Annotated in this window: 25 protein-coding genes and 1 pseudogene; all 26 read right to left on the reverse strand. The window is 53.8% G+C overall.

From position 1 onward, the window contains the following. Nucleotides 1–54: 54 nt before the first annotated feature. The gene (locus ACL2XQ_RS17475) at nt 55–498 is read right to left on the reverse strand and encodes a hypothetical protein (protein WP_413732356.1); all 444 of its coding nucleotides are present in this window, start codon (nt 496–498) and stop codon (nt 55–57) included. Between the two features lie 42 nt (nt 499–540). Continuing rightward, a complete protein-coding gene (locus ACL2XQ_RS17480; RefSeq protein ID WP_413732354.1) occupies nt 541–1242 on the reverse strand; it encodes a C40 family peptidase in 702 nt (233 codons plus the stop codon). A 2-nt stretch (nt 1243–1244) separates the two neighbouring features. Continuing rightward, a complete protein-coding gene (locus tag ACL2XQ_RS17485) occupies nt 1245–1994 on the reverse strand; it encodes a phage minor tail protein L (RefSeq protein WP_413732352.1) in 750 nt (249 codons plus the stop codon). Nucleotides 1995–2003: 9 nt separating this feature from the next. Continuing rightward, a complete protein-coding gene (locus tag ACL2XQ_RS17490; RefSeq protein ID WP_413732350.1) occupies nt 2004–2354 on the reverse strand; it encodes a phage tail protein in 351 nt (116 codons plus the stop codon). After that, nucleotides 2351–5698, reverse strand: coding sequence for a phage tail tape measure protein (locus tag ACL2XQ_RS17495; protein ID WP_413732348.1), 3348 nt, complete (start codon nt 5696–5698; stop codon nt 2351–2353). Before ACL2XQ_RS17495 ends, ACL2XQ_RS17490 begins: the two co-directional genes overlap by 4 nt. Before the next feature lie 35 nt (nt 5699–5733). Then, nucleotides 5734–6012, reverse strand: a complete 279-nt coding sequence (locus ACL2XQ_RS17500) for a DUF4035 domain-containing protein (RefSeq protein WP_413733180.1) — start codon at nt 6010–6012, stop codon at nt 5734–5736. Between the two features lie 23 nt (nt 6013–6035). Next, complete coding sequence (locus tag ACL2XQ_RS17505; RefSeq protein ID WP_413732347.1) at nt 6036–6428, reverse strand: phage tail assembly chaperone; 393 nt, start codon at nt 6426–6428, stop codon at nt 6036–6038. 78 nt (nt 6429–6506) lie between these two features. Then, nucleotides 6507–6935 (reverse strand): annotated as a pseudogene (locus ACL2XQ_RS17510) (phage tail protein); the annotation flags it as partial. A 57-nt stretch (nt 6936–6992) separates the two neighbouring features. Continuing rightward, nucleotides 6993–7322, reverse strand: a complete 330-nt coding sequence (locus ACL2XQ_RS17515) for a DUF3168 domain-containing protein (RefSeq protein WP_413732345.1) — start codon at nt 7320–7322, stop codon at nt 6993–6995. Then, the gene (locus tag ACL2XQ_RS17520; RefSeq protein ID WP_413732344.1) at nt 7319–7765 is read right to left on the reverse strand and encodes an HK97-gp10 family putative phage morphogenesis protein; all 447 of its coding nucleotides are present in this window, start codon (nt 7763–7765) and stop codon (nt 7319–7321) included. Before ACL2XQ_RS17520 ends, ACL2XQ_RS17515 begins: the two co-directional genes overlap by 4 nt. Next, nucleotides 7762–8103, reverse strand: a complete 342-nt coding sequence (locus ACL2XQ_RS17525) for a phage head closure protein (protein WP_413732342.1) — start codon at nt 8101–8103, stop codon at nt 7762–7764. The genes ACL2XQ_RS17520 and ACL2XQ_RS17525 overlap by 4 nt, the downstream gene beginning before the upstream one ends. Then, the gene (locus tag ACL2XQ_RS17530) at nt 8100–8432 is read right to left on the reverse strand and encodes a head-tail connector protein (protein WP_413732341.1); all 333 of its coding nucleotides are present in this window, start codon (nt 8430–8432) and stop codon (nt 8100–8102) included. The genes ACL2XQ_RS17525 and ACL2XQ_RS17530 overlap by 4 nt, the downstream gene beginning before the upstream one ends. Nucleotides 8433–8441: 9 nt before the next feature. Further along, the gene (locus ACL2XQ_RS17535; protein WP_413732339.1) at nt 8442–8672 is read right to left on the reverse strand and encodes a hypothetical protein; all 231 of its coding nucleotides are present in this window, start codon (nt 8670–8672) and stop codon (nt 8442–8444) included. 49 nt (nt 8673–8721) lie between these two features. Then, nucleotides 8722–9936, reverse strand: coding sequence for a phage major capsid protein (locus tag ACL2XQ_RS17540; protein ID WP_413732338.1), 1215 nt, complete (start codon nt 9934–9936; stop codon nt 8722–8724). Between the two features lie 13 nt (nt 9937–9949). Continuing rightward, the gene (locus tag ACL2XQ_RS17545) at nt 9950–10804 is read right to left on the reverse strand and encodes a head maturation protease, ClpP-related (RefSeq protein ID WP_413732336.1); all 855 of its coding nucleotides are present in this window, start codon (nt 10802–10804) and stop codon (nt 9950–9952) included. A gap of 15 nt (nt 10805–10819) precedes the next feature. Then, nucleotides 10820–12130 carry a phage portal protein gene (locus ACL2XQ_RS17550; RefSeq protein WP_413732334.1) on the reverse strand — a complete coding sequence of 437 codons (1311 nt, stop codon included), beginning with the start codon at nt 12128–12130 and terminating at the stop codon, nt 10820–10822. After that, nucleotides 12130–13875 carry a terminase large subunit gene (locus ACL2XQ_RS17555; protein WP_413732332.1) on the reverse strand — a complete coding sequence of 582 codons (1746 nt, stop codon included), beginning with the start codon at nt 13873–13875 and terminating at the stop codon, nt 12130–12132. Before ACL2XQ_RS17555 ends, ACL2XQ_RS17550 begins: the two co-directional genes overlap by 1 nt. Further along, nucleotides 13829–14293, reverse strand: a complete 465-nt coding sequence (locus ACL2XQ_RS17560) for a phage terminase small subunit P27 family (RefSeq protein WP_413732330.1) — start codon at nt 14291–14293, stop codon at nt 13829–13831. The genes ACL2XQ_RS17555 and ACL2XQ_RS17560 overlap by 47 nt, the downstream gene beginning before the upstream one ends. Before the next feature lie 143 nt (nt 14294–14436). After that, nucleotides 14437–14775: an HNH endonuclease signature motif containing protein gene (locus ACL2XQ_RS17565; protein ID WP_413732329.1), complete on the reverse strand. Its 339-nt coding sequence runs from the start codon at nt 14773–14775 to the stop codon at nt 14437–14439. A gap of 412 nt (nt 14776–15187) precedes the next feature. Then, nucleotides 15188–15367 (reverse strand): hypothetical protein, encoded by a 180-nt coding sequence (locus ACL2XQ_RS17570; RefSeq protein ID WP_413732327.1) that lies wholly within the window; start codon nt 15365–15367, stop codon nt 15188–15190. 186 nt (nt 15368–15553) lie between these two features. Continuing rightward, nucleotides 15554–15748 carry a hypothetical protein gene (locus ACL2XQ_RS17575; RefSeq protein WP_413733179.1) on the reverse strand — a complete coding sequence of 65 codons (195 nt, stop codon included), beginning with the start codon at nt 15746–15748 and terminating at the stop codon, nt 15554–15556. Continuing rightward, nucleotides 15687–16001, reverse strand: coding sequence for a hypothetical protein (locus tag ACL2XQ_RS17580; protein WP_413733272.1), 315 nt, complete (start codon nt 15999–16001; stop codon nt 15687–15689). Before ACL2XQ_RS17580 ends, ACL2XQ_RS17575 begins: the two co-directional genes overlap by 62 nt. Then, the gene (locus ACL2XQ_RS17585; RefSeq protein ID WP_413732325.1) at nt 15998–16240 is read right to left on the reverse strand and encodes a hypothetical protein; all 243 of its coding nucleotides are present in this window, start codon (nt 16238–16240) and stop codon (nt 15998–16000) included. Before ACL2XQ_RS17585 ends, ACL2XQ_RS17580 begins: the two co-directional genes overlap by 4 nt. Next, the gene (locus tag ACL2XQ_RS17590) at nt 16240–16779 is read right to left on the reverse strand and encodes a glycoside hydrolase family 108 protein (RefSeq protein WP_413732323.1); all 540 of its coding nucleotides are present in this window, start codon (nt 16777–16779) and stop codon (nt 16240–16242) included. Before ACL2XQ_RS17590 ends, ACL2XQ_RS17585 begins: the two co-directional genes overlap by 1 nt. Continuing rightward, a complete protein-coding gene (locus ACL2XQ_RS17595) occupies nt 16776–17003 on the reverse strand; it encodes a hypothetical protein (protein ID WP_413722677.1) in 228 nt (75 codons plus the stop codon). Before ACL2XQ_RS17595 ends, ACL2XQ_RS17590 begins: the two co-directional genes overlap by 4 nt. After that, nucleotides 17000–17431 (reverse strand): hypothetical protein, encoded by a 432-nt coding sequence (locus ACL2XQ_RS17600; RefSeq protein WP_413722676.1) that lies wholly within the window; start codon nt 17429–17431, stop codon nt 17000–17002. Before ACL2XQ_RS17600 ends, ACL2XQ_RS17595 begins: the two co-directional genes overlap by 4 nt. Nucleotides 17432–17591 lie beyond the last annotated feature (160 nt).

Raw genomic sequence — 17591 nt, forward strand, 5'->3', positions numbered from 1 at the left:
AAAAGGCCATGGTTAAATGGCCTTTTAATAATATGGTAGCAAATCAAAAATAGGTTATAAGCTCGTTGGTCTGATATCTAATCCGGCGTTAGTGCCACCAGATATTCTAAACTTCTGGACATCACCTTTACTAACTTCAGTTGATGATTCTTTTATAGGCTGTCCGATTTGATACTTACATAAACCCCCACCTAACGGATCGCCAGAGATGCCAATAATATGACGTCCAGGCTCAACATAAAATTTACCTATCTCAGAAGTATTAATCCGAGCGGCCGTTTTACCATCAATAAGAATTGATACAAAACACCCTCCCCCTGATAAGAAGCCACTATCGCGGCTTATTATAATCGTTGCGCTGCTATCACTTTTATTCTGAAATCCTAGGGCGCGCTCTGTAGGTATCGACGTAACATTGTCAGATGTGGTGGGGCTTGTAGAGCATCCTGTAATTGCAAAAAATATTGCAGCCAAGATTAGGTTAGTGTTTCTCTTCATTATGGCTCCCTCGAACGATGATTCAAGGATAATAGCAATAAATTATCCCTTATGGCGAAGGGTTGTAATCGTTCTTTCATGCCAGTATCCCCCATAAGGGACTTTGCCGCTCAACTTGCCGTACATATGGTGCAGCATCAGCCCATCGCCCAGGTAAACGCCGGCGTGGTTTGGCTCATCCGCGCGCACCTGCATGATGATCACGTCACCGGGTTGCAATGCACCTTCCGTGGGCACGAAGCCCGCTTCAGCATAGTTTTTCATGTAGAGGTTTTCACCACGGTCCCACCAGCCATCAGAGCGCTCAAAATTGGGCAGTTCTATGCCTCGCTCCAGTTTGTACCAGTCTCGGATGATGGCGTAGCAGTCCCAGATGCCATGCACGAACGGGCGCCCCTCCAGCGGCTTTATTCCTTCAGCGGGCATAATCTCACGCACGTCGCCTTCCGGCCAACTCGCGATAATCCAAGGGACCTGTAATAGATCGCATTGCGCCAGGTCGAGCTGCGACGGTTGCGTGGTGGCGTCGGGATGACTGTGGGCCACCGCGATAATGACACCGGCATCTTCCGCTGCCGCATATTCTTCGGGGGCAATCCTGAATTGTTCACCGTTTTCTGGCGCGGTATTGGTGCATGGGAGGTAAGTTTGCTTCCGGCCGTTCTGAATAACCAGGCCGCAACACTCCGCCGGATAGGTTTGCTCGGCATGAGCCAGCAGCGATTTGATGATATGTTTTCGCATCCTTACCTCTTCAGTAGCGCGGACCCGGGGAAACCACCGAAAGGTAATTCCGCCGTGGCGCCAAAACGCAATTTGCATGACGTCATCAGGCCACCGCAGGCATCCTTTGACGGATCATCCACCGGGTTGTCATCAATATCGAAATAGGCCGAACCTGTGTAGCCGCATTCCGGGCCTCGGTAACGGTTTCGGATGCACCAGGTGCAAAGGCTATGAATTTGCCGCGTCGGGATCATAATGCCCTGCAGATCGGCGGGACTGGAAAGCGCGAACTGTATTTGCTCGTCGTTCTCCATGGTCTTGCTGTCTATATACCAAACGTCGAGCTTTTCCTCGCTTGGATTGGCGTTCAGGTTTCCTTCCGGGAAGTTCCTTGCATCCAGGTAATGCGCGAACGTGGTGTGCTTGATGACTTTGGCTTTTGCCAGATTCTGATAGGCCAGGCACATTGAAGAAATGGTGCCGTCCAGATTGGCCACGGCTAATGATGGTGATGGCGCGCTGCCGTCGCTCGTTACTTCCTCACCGGTGATTTGAGTCGGCCAGGCTTTATACTCGATGCCCTGCCACCAGATTGATTTTGCCGGCAGCGCAGCCGGATCACCGCCGGCGGCATTCAATTCGTCTTCGGTAAATGGAATGGCATGGTTATGGAAATAAAGCTGCGGGCCGTCGAATGCCGTGCCGTCCACTTCAAAAAGCACGACTTTGCTACCCGGCTCTAATTTTTGCAGGTCACTGTTGATAGACACGTTTTGCCCTTATGGATGAAAAGCAGTTTCGAAAGTGGCGGTCAACTGATACATAGGCTTACCGCGGGAGTTATTCCCCAGCGCGGTAACCTGATGGGTTTTGCAAATATACAATCCCAACTCAAATAGCGGATTCCGCCACTGGAATGCGATGTAACCCTTATGAGAACGGATAAAATTGCGGATCGGAGAAATGTAATCCCAATCCCCGACAAACGTCAGTGGCCAGCTATCAGACTCACCATTAATTCCGTCGCCGGAACGCTGGGTATAGCCATCCCCAAATTGCGTTTCCCGCACGCGGAGGGTGACTTCCCCCACGGGATTGATGCGCGCGGGAAAGTTAAAAGTGTCGATCATATCCGCCCCTTGATAGCCCGGCTAATGACACCGTTTTGCCCCAGATCTCTATCACGCAGCGCGCGGTACCGCTGATCGACAAACGCGCCGATCTCGCTACCGAATTGCTCCCATCCCGTGCTGCTTTGGGTTGTGGTATTGCCATTGTTATCAATACTGATATAGACCTGGGGCGCGCTGCCGGCGCCGGCGGTAACATTGCCACCACCTACTGCCCTTACTCCCAGTGAACCATCTGCTGTTCGGGTCAGAGGCATAATAGCCTCTTCACCGGCTTCCCCCATAAGGCCGGCGCCTTTGGCAAACGCAAACAGCGTTGGTTGATTGACGATACTATTGCTATACGCGCTCAGGCTGGGCGAGCTGTAGGCGCCGCCCTTGGCGTTCAGGCTCAGATTACTGTAGGCACCGGTATTGAATGCGGTTGATGTTGATGCGCCAGCAGTACTACCACCGAAATAGCTGCTCACGCCGCTGACGATTGAGCCGAAAAGACTGCTGCCGGAGTTGCCCTGGCCAGCCATTTGGACAACCGCCATTTGCAGAGCGACTTTTTCGAGAATCTGGAGCACGGATATGCCCCAAGACTTCCACGAACCTTTATTGCCCTCCAGCATCGAGGTAACGCTGGTAAAAGCACCATCCAGCGTACTGGTGACGCCCTGCGACACCGTGCCAGCAATATCGGTTATATTGTCCAGCCAATTCCGATACCCCCTGGTGGCGCCGGCCATCCAGTCAGCTTCAGCATCCGAGGTAGCCTGGTATTTTTTATTCAACGCATCCAGCGCGGCAGAGCGCGCCGCAATCGCTGCTGCGCCCTGGTCAGTTTTATCGAATACGCGCTGCACTTCCTGCCGGTCATTAAAATATTGACGGCCCCGATCACTCATTCCACGCGTTTGGGTTGTAAGGGCCGCATCATCCTGATATTTCCGGGCGGCATCGCGCAGATCCTTAAGTGCGTCGATTTGCTCGCGCTGCTTACGGACATTTTCATCCGCTCGCTGGGTCCATATAGCCAACTCTTCAGAAGAGGCACGGATAGCCTTGCGCTGCTCGTCTGTCCATTTTGTCCCGGCCTGATGCGCCGCGGCATACAAATCTGCTGCCTTCTCCCCCTGGGTGGCACGCACCTGCTGAACCTCAGTCGCAACACTCAGATCGGCCATTTTGCGGGAGTACTGCTCCGCCTGGCTGGCCGCCTCCCTGACTGCTTTGTTCTGGGAGGAAGTAGCAGCAGTATCGACCTTTTTGGCCGCGGCCGAGGCAGCATCCTTTTGCGCGGCCTGGTCTTTGTTATTGATATAAGTGGTATAAAGCGCGCCGGTTAATTTCAGGTCTTGCGCTTCATAGACAAATTGCTGATGCTGTTTTGCCAGGCCGGAAAGGCTTGCCAGCTCATTATCCCGCCGGGATCGCTCAACTGCGGTGGCTTGTTGAGGGGTTGCCGATGCAGTTGATACCACAGGCCCCTGATACGCACCCGCTCCGAATCCGGCGCGCTGGGTAAGAAGGTTATTACCCAGCGACATCAGCCGGTTAAATTCCGAATAAGCCCCGTTCATCATGAGCGTGGACTGATACAGGCTGTTTTCGTTGGCGGCCTGCTGGCGCACCAAGTCAATGCGCTGTTGCTCCGTCGCGTTCAGGGCAGCCAGCGTTTTATCGTGCTCCGCGCGCATCTGGCGCAGCCGATCTTCTTCGGTGGCCAGTTTTCCCATGATGGTGTCGATACCGGATTGCAAGTCCGTGGTATTGACGCCCGGGGAGGGATTCTGGAGCTGCTTTTGATAAAACGCGATGGTGCTGGTAAGGCTATTGACCTTATCTTGCTGATCTTCTATCAGGTCAGTTTGCGCTTTAAGCGAGGCACGAATTTTATCGCCGGTGTCAGCCACACCGGAGAGCGATAAAGTGCTTAATTTGGCTTTGATGCCATCCAGGGATTTGGCATATTCCAGCGCGGACGCCGTAGCCTGTTCCTGCTGCTGGTACATCGTGTACCAGGCGCCGGCCCCTAATAATACTGCGCCTGGTATTCCCCCAACCAATGAGAGAAGCCCGGACACGCCTGCCCCGATGCGGCTGGTAACAGAAGTCAGGTTATTGAGTCCCGTTTCGGATAAGGCAACAGCCCGATTCGACTGCACAAGAGCCGTATTAGCGGCAATCATCGCGCCGCGTTTTTCGATCAGGTTTTGCGTCGCCAGCATTGACGCATTCGTGCCTTTAGCGACATTGGCTTCAGCCAGCGCCAGGTTATAGGCAGATAACGCGGCGCCGGCATCTGCTACAGCCTTGCGTTGTGTTTGCGCGGCGGCATAGACCTGGGCGCTGGCAATGCTGACCTGGGCTTTGTAGTTCTCCAGCAGCTTACCAGTGGCGGTGCCGATACTGCCCGCCATGTTGCCAAAGTAACGCGCAGCACCGATGGCCACCAGCGTGCCGGTGACGTTGGCCACTGTGCCCATATTGGCGGCGAGAGCATCAAGCGCGCCGGACAACTCCGTGGATGCGCCTACGGCATTATTTTCTTCCCCCACCCAAGCTTCGAAGGAATTTTCGACCTTTTGAGCTGAACCGCTTATCGATGCCGGTAAAGTGGCAAACTCTTTTCGCAACTGCTCAACGTTGGTCAGCAGCGGGATAATTTTATCCGTCGTCAACTGGCCGTTGTTCGCCATGGCGCGCAGACCGCCAACAGTCGTATTCAGCCCCGCAGCCAATAATTTAGCCAGGCGGCCGCCATTCTCCATGATGGCGTTGAATTCTTCACCACGCAGGACACCGGATCCAATCGCCTGGCTTAACTGCGTAATAACGGAGCTGGCTTCCTCAGTACTTGCGCCAGACAGCTTCAGCGACGTAGCGACGGTTTCTGTCACTTTTGCTACATCGGACGAAGCATATCCCGCGTCTCGCATGGACTGCGCGATACGGGCGTAAAGGTTGGTGTTCGCCTGGATGGTTGTGCCGGTACGCTGGCTGATAGCCATCAACTGGGTTTGCGCGGTTGCAAAATCCTGCGAGGATGTGGACGCCAGGCGTAGGCGGCCGCTTAACTGGTTCCACGTATCCGCATACCCGATAAGCTCACGCACGGCAAAAGCACCGGCAAAGGCACCAGCCATACCGGTTGCGGACGCTTTGACGGATGCCAGTTGCGAGTTCAGTTCAGCAAGGGCGCGCTGGGTTTCCCGTGTGGCCGCCGCTGCCTGGCGGCCGCCGTTCTGCATTGTTTTGTAATAATCGGCCCCCATACGGCTGGCGCGGGCGATCTCGGTCTGGAACGAACTGGAATTGGCCGAGATTTTAATAATCAGTTCGCGCAGCGTAGCCATTTTTCACCCATAAAAAAACCGCCGAAAGGCGGTGATTAACCTGCAAGATTACTCAGAAACGCTTCAAAGGCGGCGGTATCGCCGCCGCCGTCCGTGGTCTTGTTTTCTCCCCAGTGCAAAATGACATCCTGAAGAGAAACCTTTCCGCCCTGCGAGTTGAACGTGGCGGCGGCGATCTGGGCCGCCTGTATATCGCCGCGGATATCGCCAATAGGGCTGCGGCGGTCATACTCGATCCACATCTTAAGCTCGCTGGCCGACATGGCGCGCTCCAGTTCCCCAAGTGTCCGCCCCAGCCGCAGCGCCAGCGACATCATGAAAAAGTTGAGGGGGTCAGCTACTTTTTTTCGGTTTCTTCCTGCGTCAGACCGAGTTTAAGTGCCTTGGCCAGCAGGCGGGCATGGACGGGACCGTAAATGCCTTGCACCAGCTCGGTGTCTGCCTCTGAAAATACCGGCTGATCGTCTTCATCAAGCAGCACGTCAATAAACAGGACAACATCCGCCTGGATATTGCGGTGCGTTTTTTGAGACTCGGTTAATTTTGTCTCCTCTTCCCCTTCCGGGGCTTCTGGATTAATGATCGATCGCCACTTCGCCCAGGCTGGGCCGGAGGGTTCCCGGATTTTGACCTTAGCGTTTTCCCATTCTGGTACCGTTTCCGTGGCAGTGCGGAAACCAGCAAGCGGAGCAAGCACCTGTTCGCGTAGCGATAGTGTTTTCTTTGCCATGAGTTATTTTTCTCTTAATGATGATTAAGGGTGGAAGCGGACCGGCGGCAATAAATCTTAAGGAGCGACAGGGGCGGCAATAGACACAGGCTTGCCCTTCAGGCGAAGGGAGAACGTAGCCGCGACCACCCCCGACGTCTCAGACGTCCAGGTATGTTGGCGTACCTCAGAGATAAAGCTGAAGCCATTCCCCGACGGAAATACCACCTTAAAAGCGTAGGTTTCGTCATTGTCATACGCCGTGCGCAGTGCATCCTGAGCCGGGTTGCGGTAAAAATTTCCCGACAGGGATACCTCCGCCGGTGCCGGCAGGCCATTGATATTTTCCGTTTCCGTTGAACACAGGGTAGTAATATCAATGTCTGATTTCTGTCCAGCGGTGAACCCGATTTGCTTAATGGTGCATTCCAAATCCAGCATTACGGCATCTGCGGCGGTCTCGGCGGTAGCAGGTAACGAAGAAATGGAAATTTTGGTACCCTGCGTTTTTTCGGCAAGAGCTGTCATGGTTTTCTCCAGGCATAAAAAAACCGCCATTCGGCGGCATGATGTTAAATAGGTAGGCTACTGCCAGATCTGCACTTCAAGCGTGGCGCGGTATAGTGCGGTGTCAGGCTCATAGTCTTGTAGCTCCATGAGATCCACCGGCAATAATGGTTCAATGCGGTTGCGCGCCTGCTGGCGAATAGCCCGGGCCTCGTCAATGCTTTGCGCATAGACATCAATTTGCAGGGATGATGCCGACGCGCCCTGACCACATAACACCTGGTCATACGTTGTGGACGGCAGGATAAAAATCACATAGGGCACAACAGTACCCAGCGGCGCGACGTAGGGAAATACCTGACCGTCAGCCAATGGTCCCAGGAGGGTGTACGCTTCGGCTTCAGTCATTTTGACAGCACCCTATCGATTGCCCGGTTTAGTTCGGCAAATGCCGCTTCCGCTGCAGCTCGTTCCCGCGCATCAAATGCCGGTCGGATAAAAGGATGCGACTGCAATTTCGAGGTGCCTAGTTCGATAAAACGCCAGTAAAAAGCATTATTTCGATTTTTGGCCTTCATCGAGTTATCGCTGTTACCTGTCCGGGGATTGGTACCGCGCACATGCACCCCGGAAACGATACCGCCATCCCGATCGCGCTGGGTAATCACCACGATATTTCTCGCCAGTTTTCCGCTACGCTTCGGCGCTCGCTTTACGGCTTCGTCTTTAAATACGGTCGCGCCGGCGCGGGTTGCGTCGCGCATCACCTTGCGGTTTTCTGCCTTACTGAGCGCCTCCAGTTCCTTACCGATATCCAGCAGGCCGGAGAAATCGAGATTTGTATCGATCACTTTTTCACCCCTTTTTTACACAGCAATTCCAACCGGGTGCCGTTCTCGGCGGTGATTACAGATTCGATATCATAAATCTCGCCGTGGCCGGTCGGCGGCCGGTGCTCAATCCGATTTGCGCTGGTAATTGGCACCGCCGCGTAACGGCGCATCCAGATCCGCACTGTCGTTTCCGATTGTTCAGCCCCGGAATTTAGTAACTCGCTACCGGAAATATCCGTCACCTCGGCGCGCACAGAGGTAACATCCTCCCAGCCAGTAGCCGGTTGCCCAGAAGGAAGCCGACCGGTTGCCGGCCGCTGGATGGTCACCCGGTGCCGCATTCTCCCCGCTTTCATAGGCCATAGATCCTGTAAGGTTGCAGTAGTGCATCTACGGCAAAATCCAATGATGCGCTGGCGTTGTTGGTGCCGACCACTACAGCCTCACGGTTGGCATACCAATGGCCGATCAGCAGCAACATTGCCGTTTCGATATCTTCGCCATACAGCAAGGCGTCTTCGTCGGCCTGGTACAGCGGATCATCTGCGGATTCATATAAGCGGCGCTGGGTATAATTCTCCACATAGAGAGCCGCCGCCTTAATGCGGGCTTGCAGCCAGGCATCATCTTCGGTGAATTCCGGCTCGATATTGCAGTGGTGCTTTACCTGTTCAGCCGTTAGCATGGCGTCACCTTATTTGGTTTTCGCCTTAGCCTTAGCATCAGCCTCGGCCGGCGCATTTTCCTCAGCAGGTCCAGTTTCAACCGGTTTTTCTGCCGGTACGTCAGCCGCCACCTCAGTGACCGCCTCGGCATAACCCTTTTTGATCAACTCCCGGCCGTGCTGTTCGAGCGTTTCAAACTCCTGGCCCGCCAGCACAACATCACGGTTTAAATAAATGGGCTTTATCGCTGTCATTTTCATGATTCAATCCAGAAAAAAGCAGCCCGGAGGCTGCTATAAGTTAGTGGGATTATTCGCCGGAAACCGGTACCGTGAAATTGCCATAAATAAAGGCTTCCGGGCGATAAGTCGCCAGCGCCAGACGTTCTTCACAACGAATCGAAATCATGTTCTTTTCAAAGTCGTCGGCGTTTTCCGTACTGATCACCACATTGGCTTCTTCACGGTCAAAGATTTGCGCCGCGCTCCGGAACGCCCCGCACAGGAATTTACCCTGGAACGCCGCGGCCTCGGTGGCCACCACCGGCATACCCCACAAAGTAGGGCCAGTAAGCGCCGCCGGATTGGACAGAATATAGCGGCCCAGCGTGTCTTTGGTCAGTTCGATCTTGGCCCAGTCGATAAAGTGCAGGACATGGCCGTCGCAGGGCACGCGCGCCAGTTGAACCTGCAGCATAGCCAGGCGCAAATCATCGATCCCGTTTTGCTGGGCAACCTCGAATGCAGGCGCATACGCGGTGGCCTGCGGCACAATGCCGTCGAGATGCGCGCCAGTGCCGTCGCCAAACAGGATTTCCTGCTCTTCAACATATTTCAGGCCGTAGCGCAGTTCCGCATCAACGGTAGTCTGCAGGGCCGGCATATCATCCAGGATCTGCTTGGCCGCCTTGAACATGTGCGCAATGGTGCGTACCGGCGTGATTTTCTCAGCAAAGGCAATATCGCTATACGGCTTAGCGGTGTTTTCCGGCACTGCCTTGGCGTTATTGGTGAAGCCCGTTTGCTGTACCCAGTAAATGGTATTGGAGATAGTGCGGCCTGGCGCGATCAGATCCCGGATAAACAGGCGCTGTTTCAGCCGTTCCAGAATACCGGGTTGACGATCCACCGGAACAATCTGCCCAGGGATGTTTACCGACAATAGCGCGGCATTCACCGGGATATTGACGCGCTTACCTCCTTCGATGCTGGCGGCAAATGCCTTCAGCGCTTCGGAGCTGACCACGGTCGAACCGATGGTTTCGATAACCGTTTTGGCGTTCGCTAGCGGCATTTGCGCCACATGCTGCTCCAGATCACCCAGCGCCGCCTTGAGGGTTTTTTCCGCTTCGCGCAGCGCATTAAGTTCAACCGCCATTTTATCAACGGATTCTTTCGTCTGGGCGGACAACTGGCCGGAGTTCCGTGCCTCAGCAAGGGCTTCCTCCGCCTTCGTGTTGAATTTTCCGGTCGCATCTTCGATGCTTGCCGTGACTTTTTTCAGCAGATCATTTACTTCAGACATAGTGTCTCCAGAATTATTGGCACGCCGCCGTCAGGCCGCTTAAAGCAGCTTTCAGACTGGCTAAGGTTTCATTTTCGATATTGGTAGCGCTCGGCGTACCGGAGGTATCGGGCTCAGCGCCTGGCGTGAGCCCCGTTAAAGCTTTCAGTAATTTGCGGCGCTCGGTGCGCGGGGTGTTGGCCTTTGCCAGTAACGCATCCAGTTTGCGCAGCGCGGCGGCGGGACTGTTGTCTCCGTCCTGGATTTCGTCGGCGGGCAGTAGCCGATCGGCAAAGCCTTTTTCCACCGCATCGCTGCCGGCGATATAGGTTTCGTTATCCATCATATCGGCCACATCATCGGCGGCGAGGCCACTACGGGCGACATAGATATCCCCCATGGCTCGGTCGAACGGCTCCATATCCGCCGCGGCGCGCTGCAGGTCGTTGCGATTGCCCATCACCACCACCCAGCAGTTGTGGATCATCAGGAACGCCCCGCGCCCGATTTGCACCTCGTCGCCGGCCATGGCAATAATCGACGCGGCGGAGGCGGCGATACCCAGCACTTTTACCGTCACTTTGCCGCTGTATTCGCGCAGCAGGTTGTAAATCGCCAGGCCCTCGAACATATCGCCGCCCGGGGAATTGATATTGACCGTGACGTCTTCGCCATCCATTGATCGCAGCACGCCGGCGATGCGCTTAGCGGTGACGCCCTCGCCCCCCCAGTCCTTGCCGATCACGTCAAACATGGAAATGGCGTTATCTGTGCTGTCGGCCGCTTTCAGCCCGCCATTCCAGCGGTCCACCGCACCCGGCACCAGCTCACAGGAAACCCGCGCGCAGGGGCGCCCCGCCGGCGCAGCCGGAAGGCTTTTAATTGTCATGAGATTTACTCCAGATTAAGCGACTCGGGTCTTGTCCTGATTTTGCGGGGTAGTCTGACGCTCGGGGAACAGCCAGGATTCCAGGGCCGCGCGGGCACGCTCGCCGCTGGCCACGTTATCCTTACCAAGCTGATCAAGCGGAGTCAGGTTCAATTGCACCGTATAGATATCACCGCCATCGATGGGCGGCAGGTTTTCCAGGCGCCGGACGTCGTTACGGCTCATCCAGCCATTTTGTAATGCCGTAGTGTAGAAGGCCGAACGCCCGGCGCTGTCCGCGCGTAGCAACCCTTCAACAGAGAATTCAGCAAAATAATCCTCATCGTCGTTCAATAAGCACCGGGAAATTTCCTGCTCGATATTGACCAGCAACGGGCGCAGCGTATTCGTCAGGAACAGCAGGTTCATCCCTTCCACGCTGGACGCCCAGCTGCTTTGTTTATCCACATGCCCCACCATAAACGGCGGCACCCGGAACCACCGGCAAATTTCCTCGATACTGAACGCCCGGCTTTCCAGCAGTTGCGCTGATTCCGGGTTCATGGTCACGTTTTGATAGGTGAGTTTATTTTCCAGTACCATCAATTTGCCGGCGTTTTTTGAGCCGGCGAAGGTCTGGAGGCTCTTACGGAGCCGTTCACGCTGTTCTTTGGTTAACGCGGTTTCCGATGATAGAAAACCGGTACTCTGCAGCCCGTTTTCAAATATTTTGGCCGCTGACTCATCCACCGCCAGCGCCGCGCCGAACACATCCCGCCCGGTATGCATCGGCATCATGCCGCAGACACCATCCAGGCCAAAGCCGCGGATATGCATCATGCGATCGGTGGGGATAATTCGTTTATTGCCGTTCTCGGTATAGGTATATTCCAGCATGCCGCTATCGAGCCGCTTCACCAGCATGTTTTGCGGCAAGAGCGGATTCAAGGAAACCACTTTCGAGCCTATCATCAGCTTTTCGACAAACGCATTACCGCGCAGACAGATGCTGGCCACCACCATCAGCATAAAGCGCGAGGGGGTCATTTCCAGATTGGGGCGCCGGCACAGGACTTTATAAGCCGGGTGATCCTGCGCCAGCTTGCGCGAACCATCCGCCTCGCGCCGGTAGACTTTCAGCGGCAGCGTTGACGTGGATTCACTGAGCAGCCGCACACAGGCCCATACCGCCGCCAGGGCCATGGCCTTATCGGCGGTCACTACCTTGCCGCTGCTACTGGTTCCATACAATTCCTGCCAGAAAGTGCCATTCGTCAGGCTGATCGGCACGCCCAGCCAATTAAGGAGCGTGGATTTTATCCGCCCCGGTTTGTTGTTCCGTGCCATCAGGTACCTACTATGATTGGGTCATCAAAGAAACCATCCAGATCGCCTTCTTCCTCGATCTCCGCATCCTCGGCGGCGCCGATAGCCATCGCCGACGCAACAACGCCATCGATTCGCCCGGTGCTTTTCTTCTTGGCGAAAATGCGATTATCCTTTTGGTCAGCTTCAAGCACCGCCGAAGCGGCATTCCAGCGCAAGCAGGGATTACGGCGAATGATGATCGTTTTGTCGTTCAGTTTTTCTTCAAAGACTTCGATTGACCGCGGCATCCACAGCCCTGATCCCTGCGCTTTGAAATAACCCTGTCCGTGCGGTATAAGCACAACGCTGACGGATTCTTTCTCCAGCTCCGGTTCCAGGTATTTAATGCGGTACTGGTCAAACGCGAGGCACCGGATATTAAACATGGCCGTCAACTCGCCGATACGCACCGCCACGAAGCCATAGTTCACCGCCTTGCCGGGCGGCGCGTGGACATAACCGTCGCGCACCCAGCTGTCATAAGGCACATGGTCAGTCTTGGCGCGGTCCAGCATCGTGTCTTTTGGTGTCCAGAACTCCACGAATAATTTGCGCTGTTTGGGGAAAAACAACGCCAGCGCGGTAAGGTCGCGGGAACCTGAAAGATCCAGGCCGCCATAGCATTCCTCGCCCTGTAACTCTTCCAGGGCATAATCCCCTTCACAGCTCATCCAGGTATCGCTGTTAATCCAGGGATCGGCGGCTTCCACCCATTGGCAGAAATTGAGCCGGCGGACCGTGCTTTCTTTCGAGGGCATGCCGCGCGCCTGGGTAACCTGCTCACGCAGATATTTCAGCTCGAAGGTATACCCCAGAGAAGGATTGGCCTTTGGCCAGCAAGCTTCGTCCTTAAAAGGATCGTCGTCTTCGTCCAGCGAGCAAATAAAGCTGAAAAAACTGTCATCGACTAAATCACCGGCAGCTACTTTGCGGCCATATTCGTGGTACTCAAAGCAGACGCTGGTTTTATCGTGGCCGCTGTTGGTTATAAGAAATATCAGCGCCTGGCGCCGTCCTTTGGTGCCAGCGCGCATCATCTCCACAACCTGATTGGTTTTGTGCTCGTGTACTTCATCGATCAGCGCGCCATGCGGGCGCGGTCCGGACTGGCCGTCGTCCGAACTGATGGGTTTAAAGAAGGAACCGGATTGCAGAAATGCCAGATTCCATTCTTTGCCTGCCCCGCCCGACTTTGTTATGCGCTTCGTAAGGGCTGGAGATTGGTCCACCATGGTGACCGCATCCCGGAACAAGATCATGGCCTGGTCTTTTTTGGTTGCCGCGGCATAAACCTCAGCACGTGGCTCCTGGTCAGCCATCAGCAGATACAGGCCAATGCCGCCGGCTAGGGGTGATTTTCCGGAGCCTTTACCAGATTCGATATAGCTCATGCGAAAACGCCGGGTGCCGTCCGGGCCTTTCCAGCCGAATAACGATCCGGCGATGAAGCATTGCCAGGGTAAAAGGATAAATGGCTGTCCTTCATGCTCGCCGCCGTTGAGCTTCAGCACTTTGGCGAAGAAATCTATTACCCTCGTGACTGCTTCAACATCCCAGACCAATCCGCGCTTTGGTCCTTCCTCCAGATCGCGCAGATGCCGTGTGCATGCGGCGCGAATATCAGGACCGGCCAGGATCTTCCCGGCCGTTACATCCAAAGCATATTGTGTTGCCGGGTCAGCCGAAGAACCGTTCGAGCGGGTCTTTTTCTTTTTTACCGCCATCGACCTTTACCTTTGTCCTTGCCGCCGGCGTGAGACCGAACTCAATTAAATACCCTTTGAAACGGCGATCCGCATCGGCTAATTGTCCCACTGCGGGGTGCCCCTTAATCAGAAACCCGCCGTCAGTTTCCACTGTATAGGTGTTCCCTTCTGTATCAATTTGATTACGTAGACGGAGGATCTCTGCATACAGATCGCAAAGGCGTTCCAATGCCATGGTATCGGCAACAGTCAATACGCCCATTTGATCAAGCAGCAAGGTCAGTCGGCCCCAAGCAGCCTTGCCCCAATCGGACAAATACGCTGGCGGGCTTGGGATTTCCCTTGGGGGCTTCGGTTCGTCTTCGTTAAGAGGACGCTTGCCCGGGTTACCGGTGACGATCTTCAAGTGTGTTGGTTTTGGTCGGCGTCCAGCCATGGAAAACCTCCCAAAAAAAAGTTTTCATTTCGCGGTTGTGCACAAAAAGCAGGCTGCTCGGTCCTCAGGAGGCTAAGCCCTGAACTTTCGACCCGCCCTCCCCGTTGAGAATGGCTCTCATTTGATGCCGGTGATAAACGTTTTCATTTGCGCCAATGTGAATTGGGATCGAGTGGTATGCCATCCTCGGTGCATCCCGGCATGATGCCGCTCTTCTCCATGCGCTGCTTGGTAGAGTCGTGATGCTGTTTACATAGCGATTGCCAGTTCTTTCGGTCCCAGAAGAGTTTTTGCGCTTTGGTAATAGCCTCGGCATTGCCGGATTGCAGCGCGTCCTTAAGTCGGTGGGCAACGATGTGATCAACAATAGCAGCGGCCACGACTCGGCCCTGCCGCTTACACATGACACAGAGTGGATGCTCACGCAGGAAAGCCAGGCGCATCCGGTCCCACTTGCTGCCGTAGATGCGTTGTTCTTTCATGCTATTTCCAGCATATCAAGAGCCGCCATCGACACTCCCCAAGTTGAGCTGAAAGGAATTGATGATGGCTTTACATGCATAATATTGACCGCCTGCTTCCAAATGCTTTTAATACCATTCAGTCGTAGAAAATGGTGTAACTGCCTGAATCTAAACTACTGTCATCTTTGTGAATGCTATAGCATTATTTAGAGCTGCCTAACCATTGCCAATATACAGGGCTTGCTGACTTATACGCACTCATCGCAAAAATAACTGAAATGGACCGTTTCTATGATTCAGGTAAAAAAACTTCATTAAATTCATTACGCTGTTTTCGCATTGATACTCAATACATATCACAATAAAAAAGCCCCGCTAGTGCGAGGCTGACTGAACATAATAAAAAGTCTTTCGGGCGGTTAGATTTTTCTTACTGACCAATCGTATACCATGTTTCGCCGCTTTTGACTTGCAAGAAGGCATAGGTAAATGTCTGGTTTTGTGTGTCAATGCTAGTTATGACACCGCCACTGGGCGGAACATATTCACCATTTGTGGCTTTCCCAAAAGTATTTGCACTCAGACGAACACCCTCAATTTTAGTTTCCATAGTTCCCCCTTTCGTAAATAACCAACATACTTAGCTCAATCAAATATAGCAAGTTTTCCGTGGGGGCTTGTGCATTATCAGACTCACTCGTAAATGCACATTTCAAGGCAATCTCAAAAGATTGCGTTCGCAATGAATTTTATATTAGAAACCAACATGCCTGCTTATAATCCAGTTGTACATGAGTTATCTAGCTACATCTGAACAGTTAGCCTCCACCGCCTTGTCATGAGCCAGGATGTCCTTTTTAGTACGCGGGTCGAGTGTTTTAATATCGTCAGGCGTTAGGCGGATGATCCTTACCCAACTGCACGCCGTATCAACGACTACCGTCTTTGTCTGAGGGGTAGGAGTATTTTGCGAGCAACTCGCTATCAACATCAGCGTCAGACATATGGTTAACGTTTTCCTGAACATTGGCGGCCTCAGTTGTTACGGTAGTTTGCCGGGTGGCCATATCCTGAATGGTCTGCTTTTCTTCCTCGACCTTCTCGACCTTTGCGACGTTCTCAGCCGTAGCCTTTCCTTTCGAATGTCCAAGGCCAAATGCAGTTGCGATAATGCCCACCAGCGCGGCCAAACCTGCGCCAATCACGGACAAGTGGGAGAATATCCAGGCGATTATAACTGTCATAGTCTTGACCCTTCTTGTGGTGGGGGTGGCGGCGGCGCGTCGGTGGCGATTTTCTTGTTGATGGAATTGGCGCCAAGGGCAATACCCATGTAGGCAACAAACATCCATTCAGAGAGTTGGAGGTTGTAGGCGTACCAAGCAACAATGCCGGTAGCCACCAGGAAACCCAACGTTGCATGAGTCTTGCTCATGGATATTGACCCATCGCCTGAACTGCGCAGGATATCGAGAATTGACATTACGCCACCCTATTGGCAAGCCAGCCATAGACAAACGTCTCGTTGGCGGCCCGGCTTTCAGCCAGTTCGATGTATTTCGCACCCTGCAGGCAATTAAGCGAGCGCAACATGATCACGAGGCTGTTTGTGCCGCGGGACGAAAGGTACGTTTTCAGCGCGGTGATAGTACGCGGACCTACCTGTCCATCAGCAATCAGATCCGGATATAGCTTGCCCTGATTGTTCATCGCGTTAAGGCTTCGCTGAAGAAACTTAGCCGCGACCGATGGCCCCATGTTTACGCCGGTATCCGTCAGTTCCACAGCAATCGGCATAGAGACCTGGGCGACCTGATCGAACCGTGGGCCAGTCCAGTAGTCGGCGTCCAAGATGGCGATGGCCTGCAGCCGGGTCAGATTCTTCATATCGCCGGTGTAGCCATGTGCGCGAGCAGTTGTTTGCGTGATACCCCAATTTGTCGGGCCACCAGCATCGTCAGGGTTATCAACGTAGCCGCCTTCCCTGCCGATAATCTCGTTGAAAATATCGTCTTTGGTCATTTGTCATTGTCCTCTACGGCCTGCTTGACCTTATCAGCTGTCTTGTCAGGCAACTGAGCGATCGCTTTATCGCGGGCCTCTGCGCGCTGGGCGAACTGCGCTTGTGCAATGCAATAGCCACTCACTACCCCGCCGAGGTGTATGCCCAGCGCTACGCAGAACAACAAAACCAGCATTCGCCAGGTGATGGTCAGTTCGCTGTTTTTGAATTCGAGGTGAATCATCGGGCGGCTCCCAATTCAGAACGTAAGCGTGAAAGCTCTTCTGACATCGTTTTATTAACGGCGGTCAGCTCGTCAACTTTGCGGGTTAAATAGATCTGCGAGCTTTGAATAATCTGCAGTTCAGCTTTCGTCGCGGCGAGGTCTTGATAATATTGCCGGATCAGTTCATCTTTCTTTTCAATCTCGACATCACGAGCCTTGAGGTCGGCATTGCGTGCTTCCAATGCTATCTCCAGTCGGTCGATATATTTACCCTGTTTTTCCAGAGTGTCCGACCACTGTTTATCGTTCGTGATGAGAGCCTTGCTGCTTGACAGGAATCTGCGGCCAAAAGCTGCGTAACCTCCAGCACCGAATATGATCGAAATGAATCCGCCTATAGCCGTTTCTTTGGAAAATACTGAAGACACCAAGGCATTCCAATCCATAGCAGGCTCGTTATTTACCCGGTCACCCGGTGTATGTGGGTAAAAGCAGTCCACCAGCCAGGATGGCAAGGAAAATACTGGGCGGACCGAAAATGAAAAGCTCTTTGTCAAAGGCACTCAGAAGCATGCCTATTGCAGAGAGCTACTTTTTGGATGAATG

The sequence above is a fragment of the Sodalis sp. RH14 genome (assembly GCF_047324285.1).
Classification (GTDB): domain Bacteria; phylum Pseudomonadota; class Gammaproteobacteria; order Enterobacterales; family Enterobacteriaceae; genus Acerihabitans.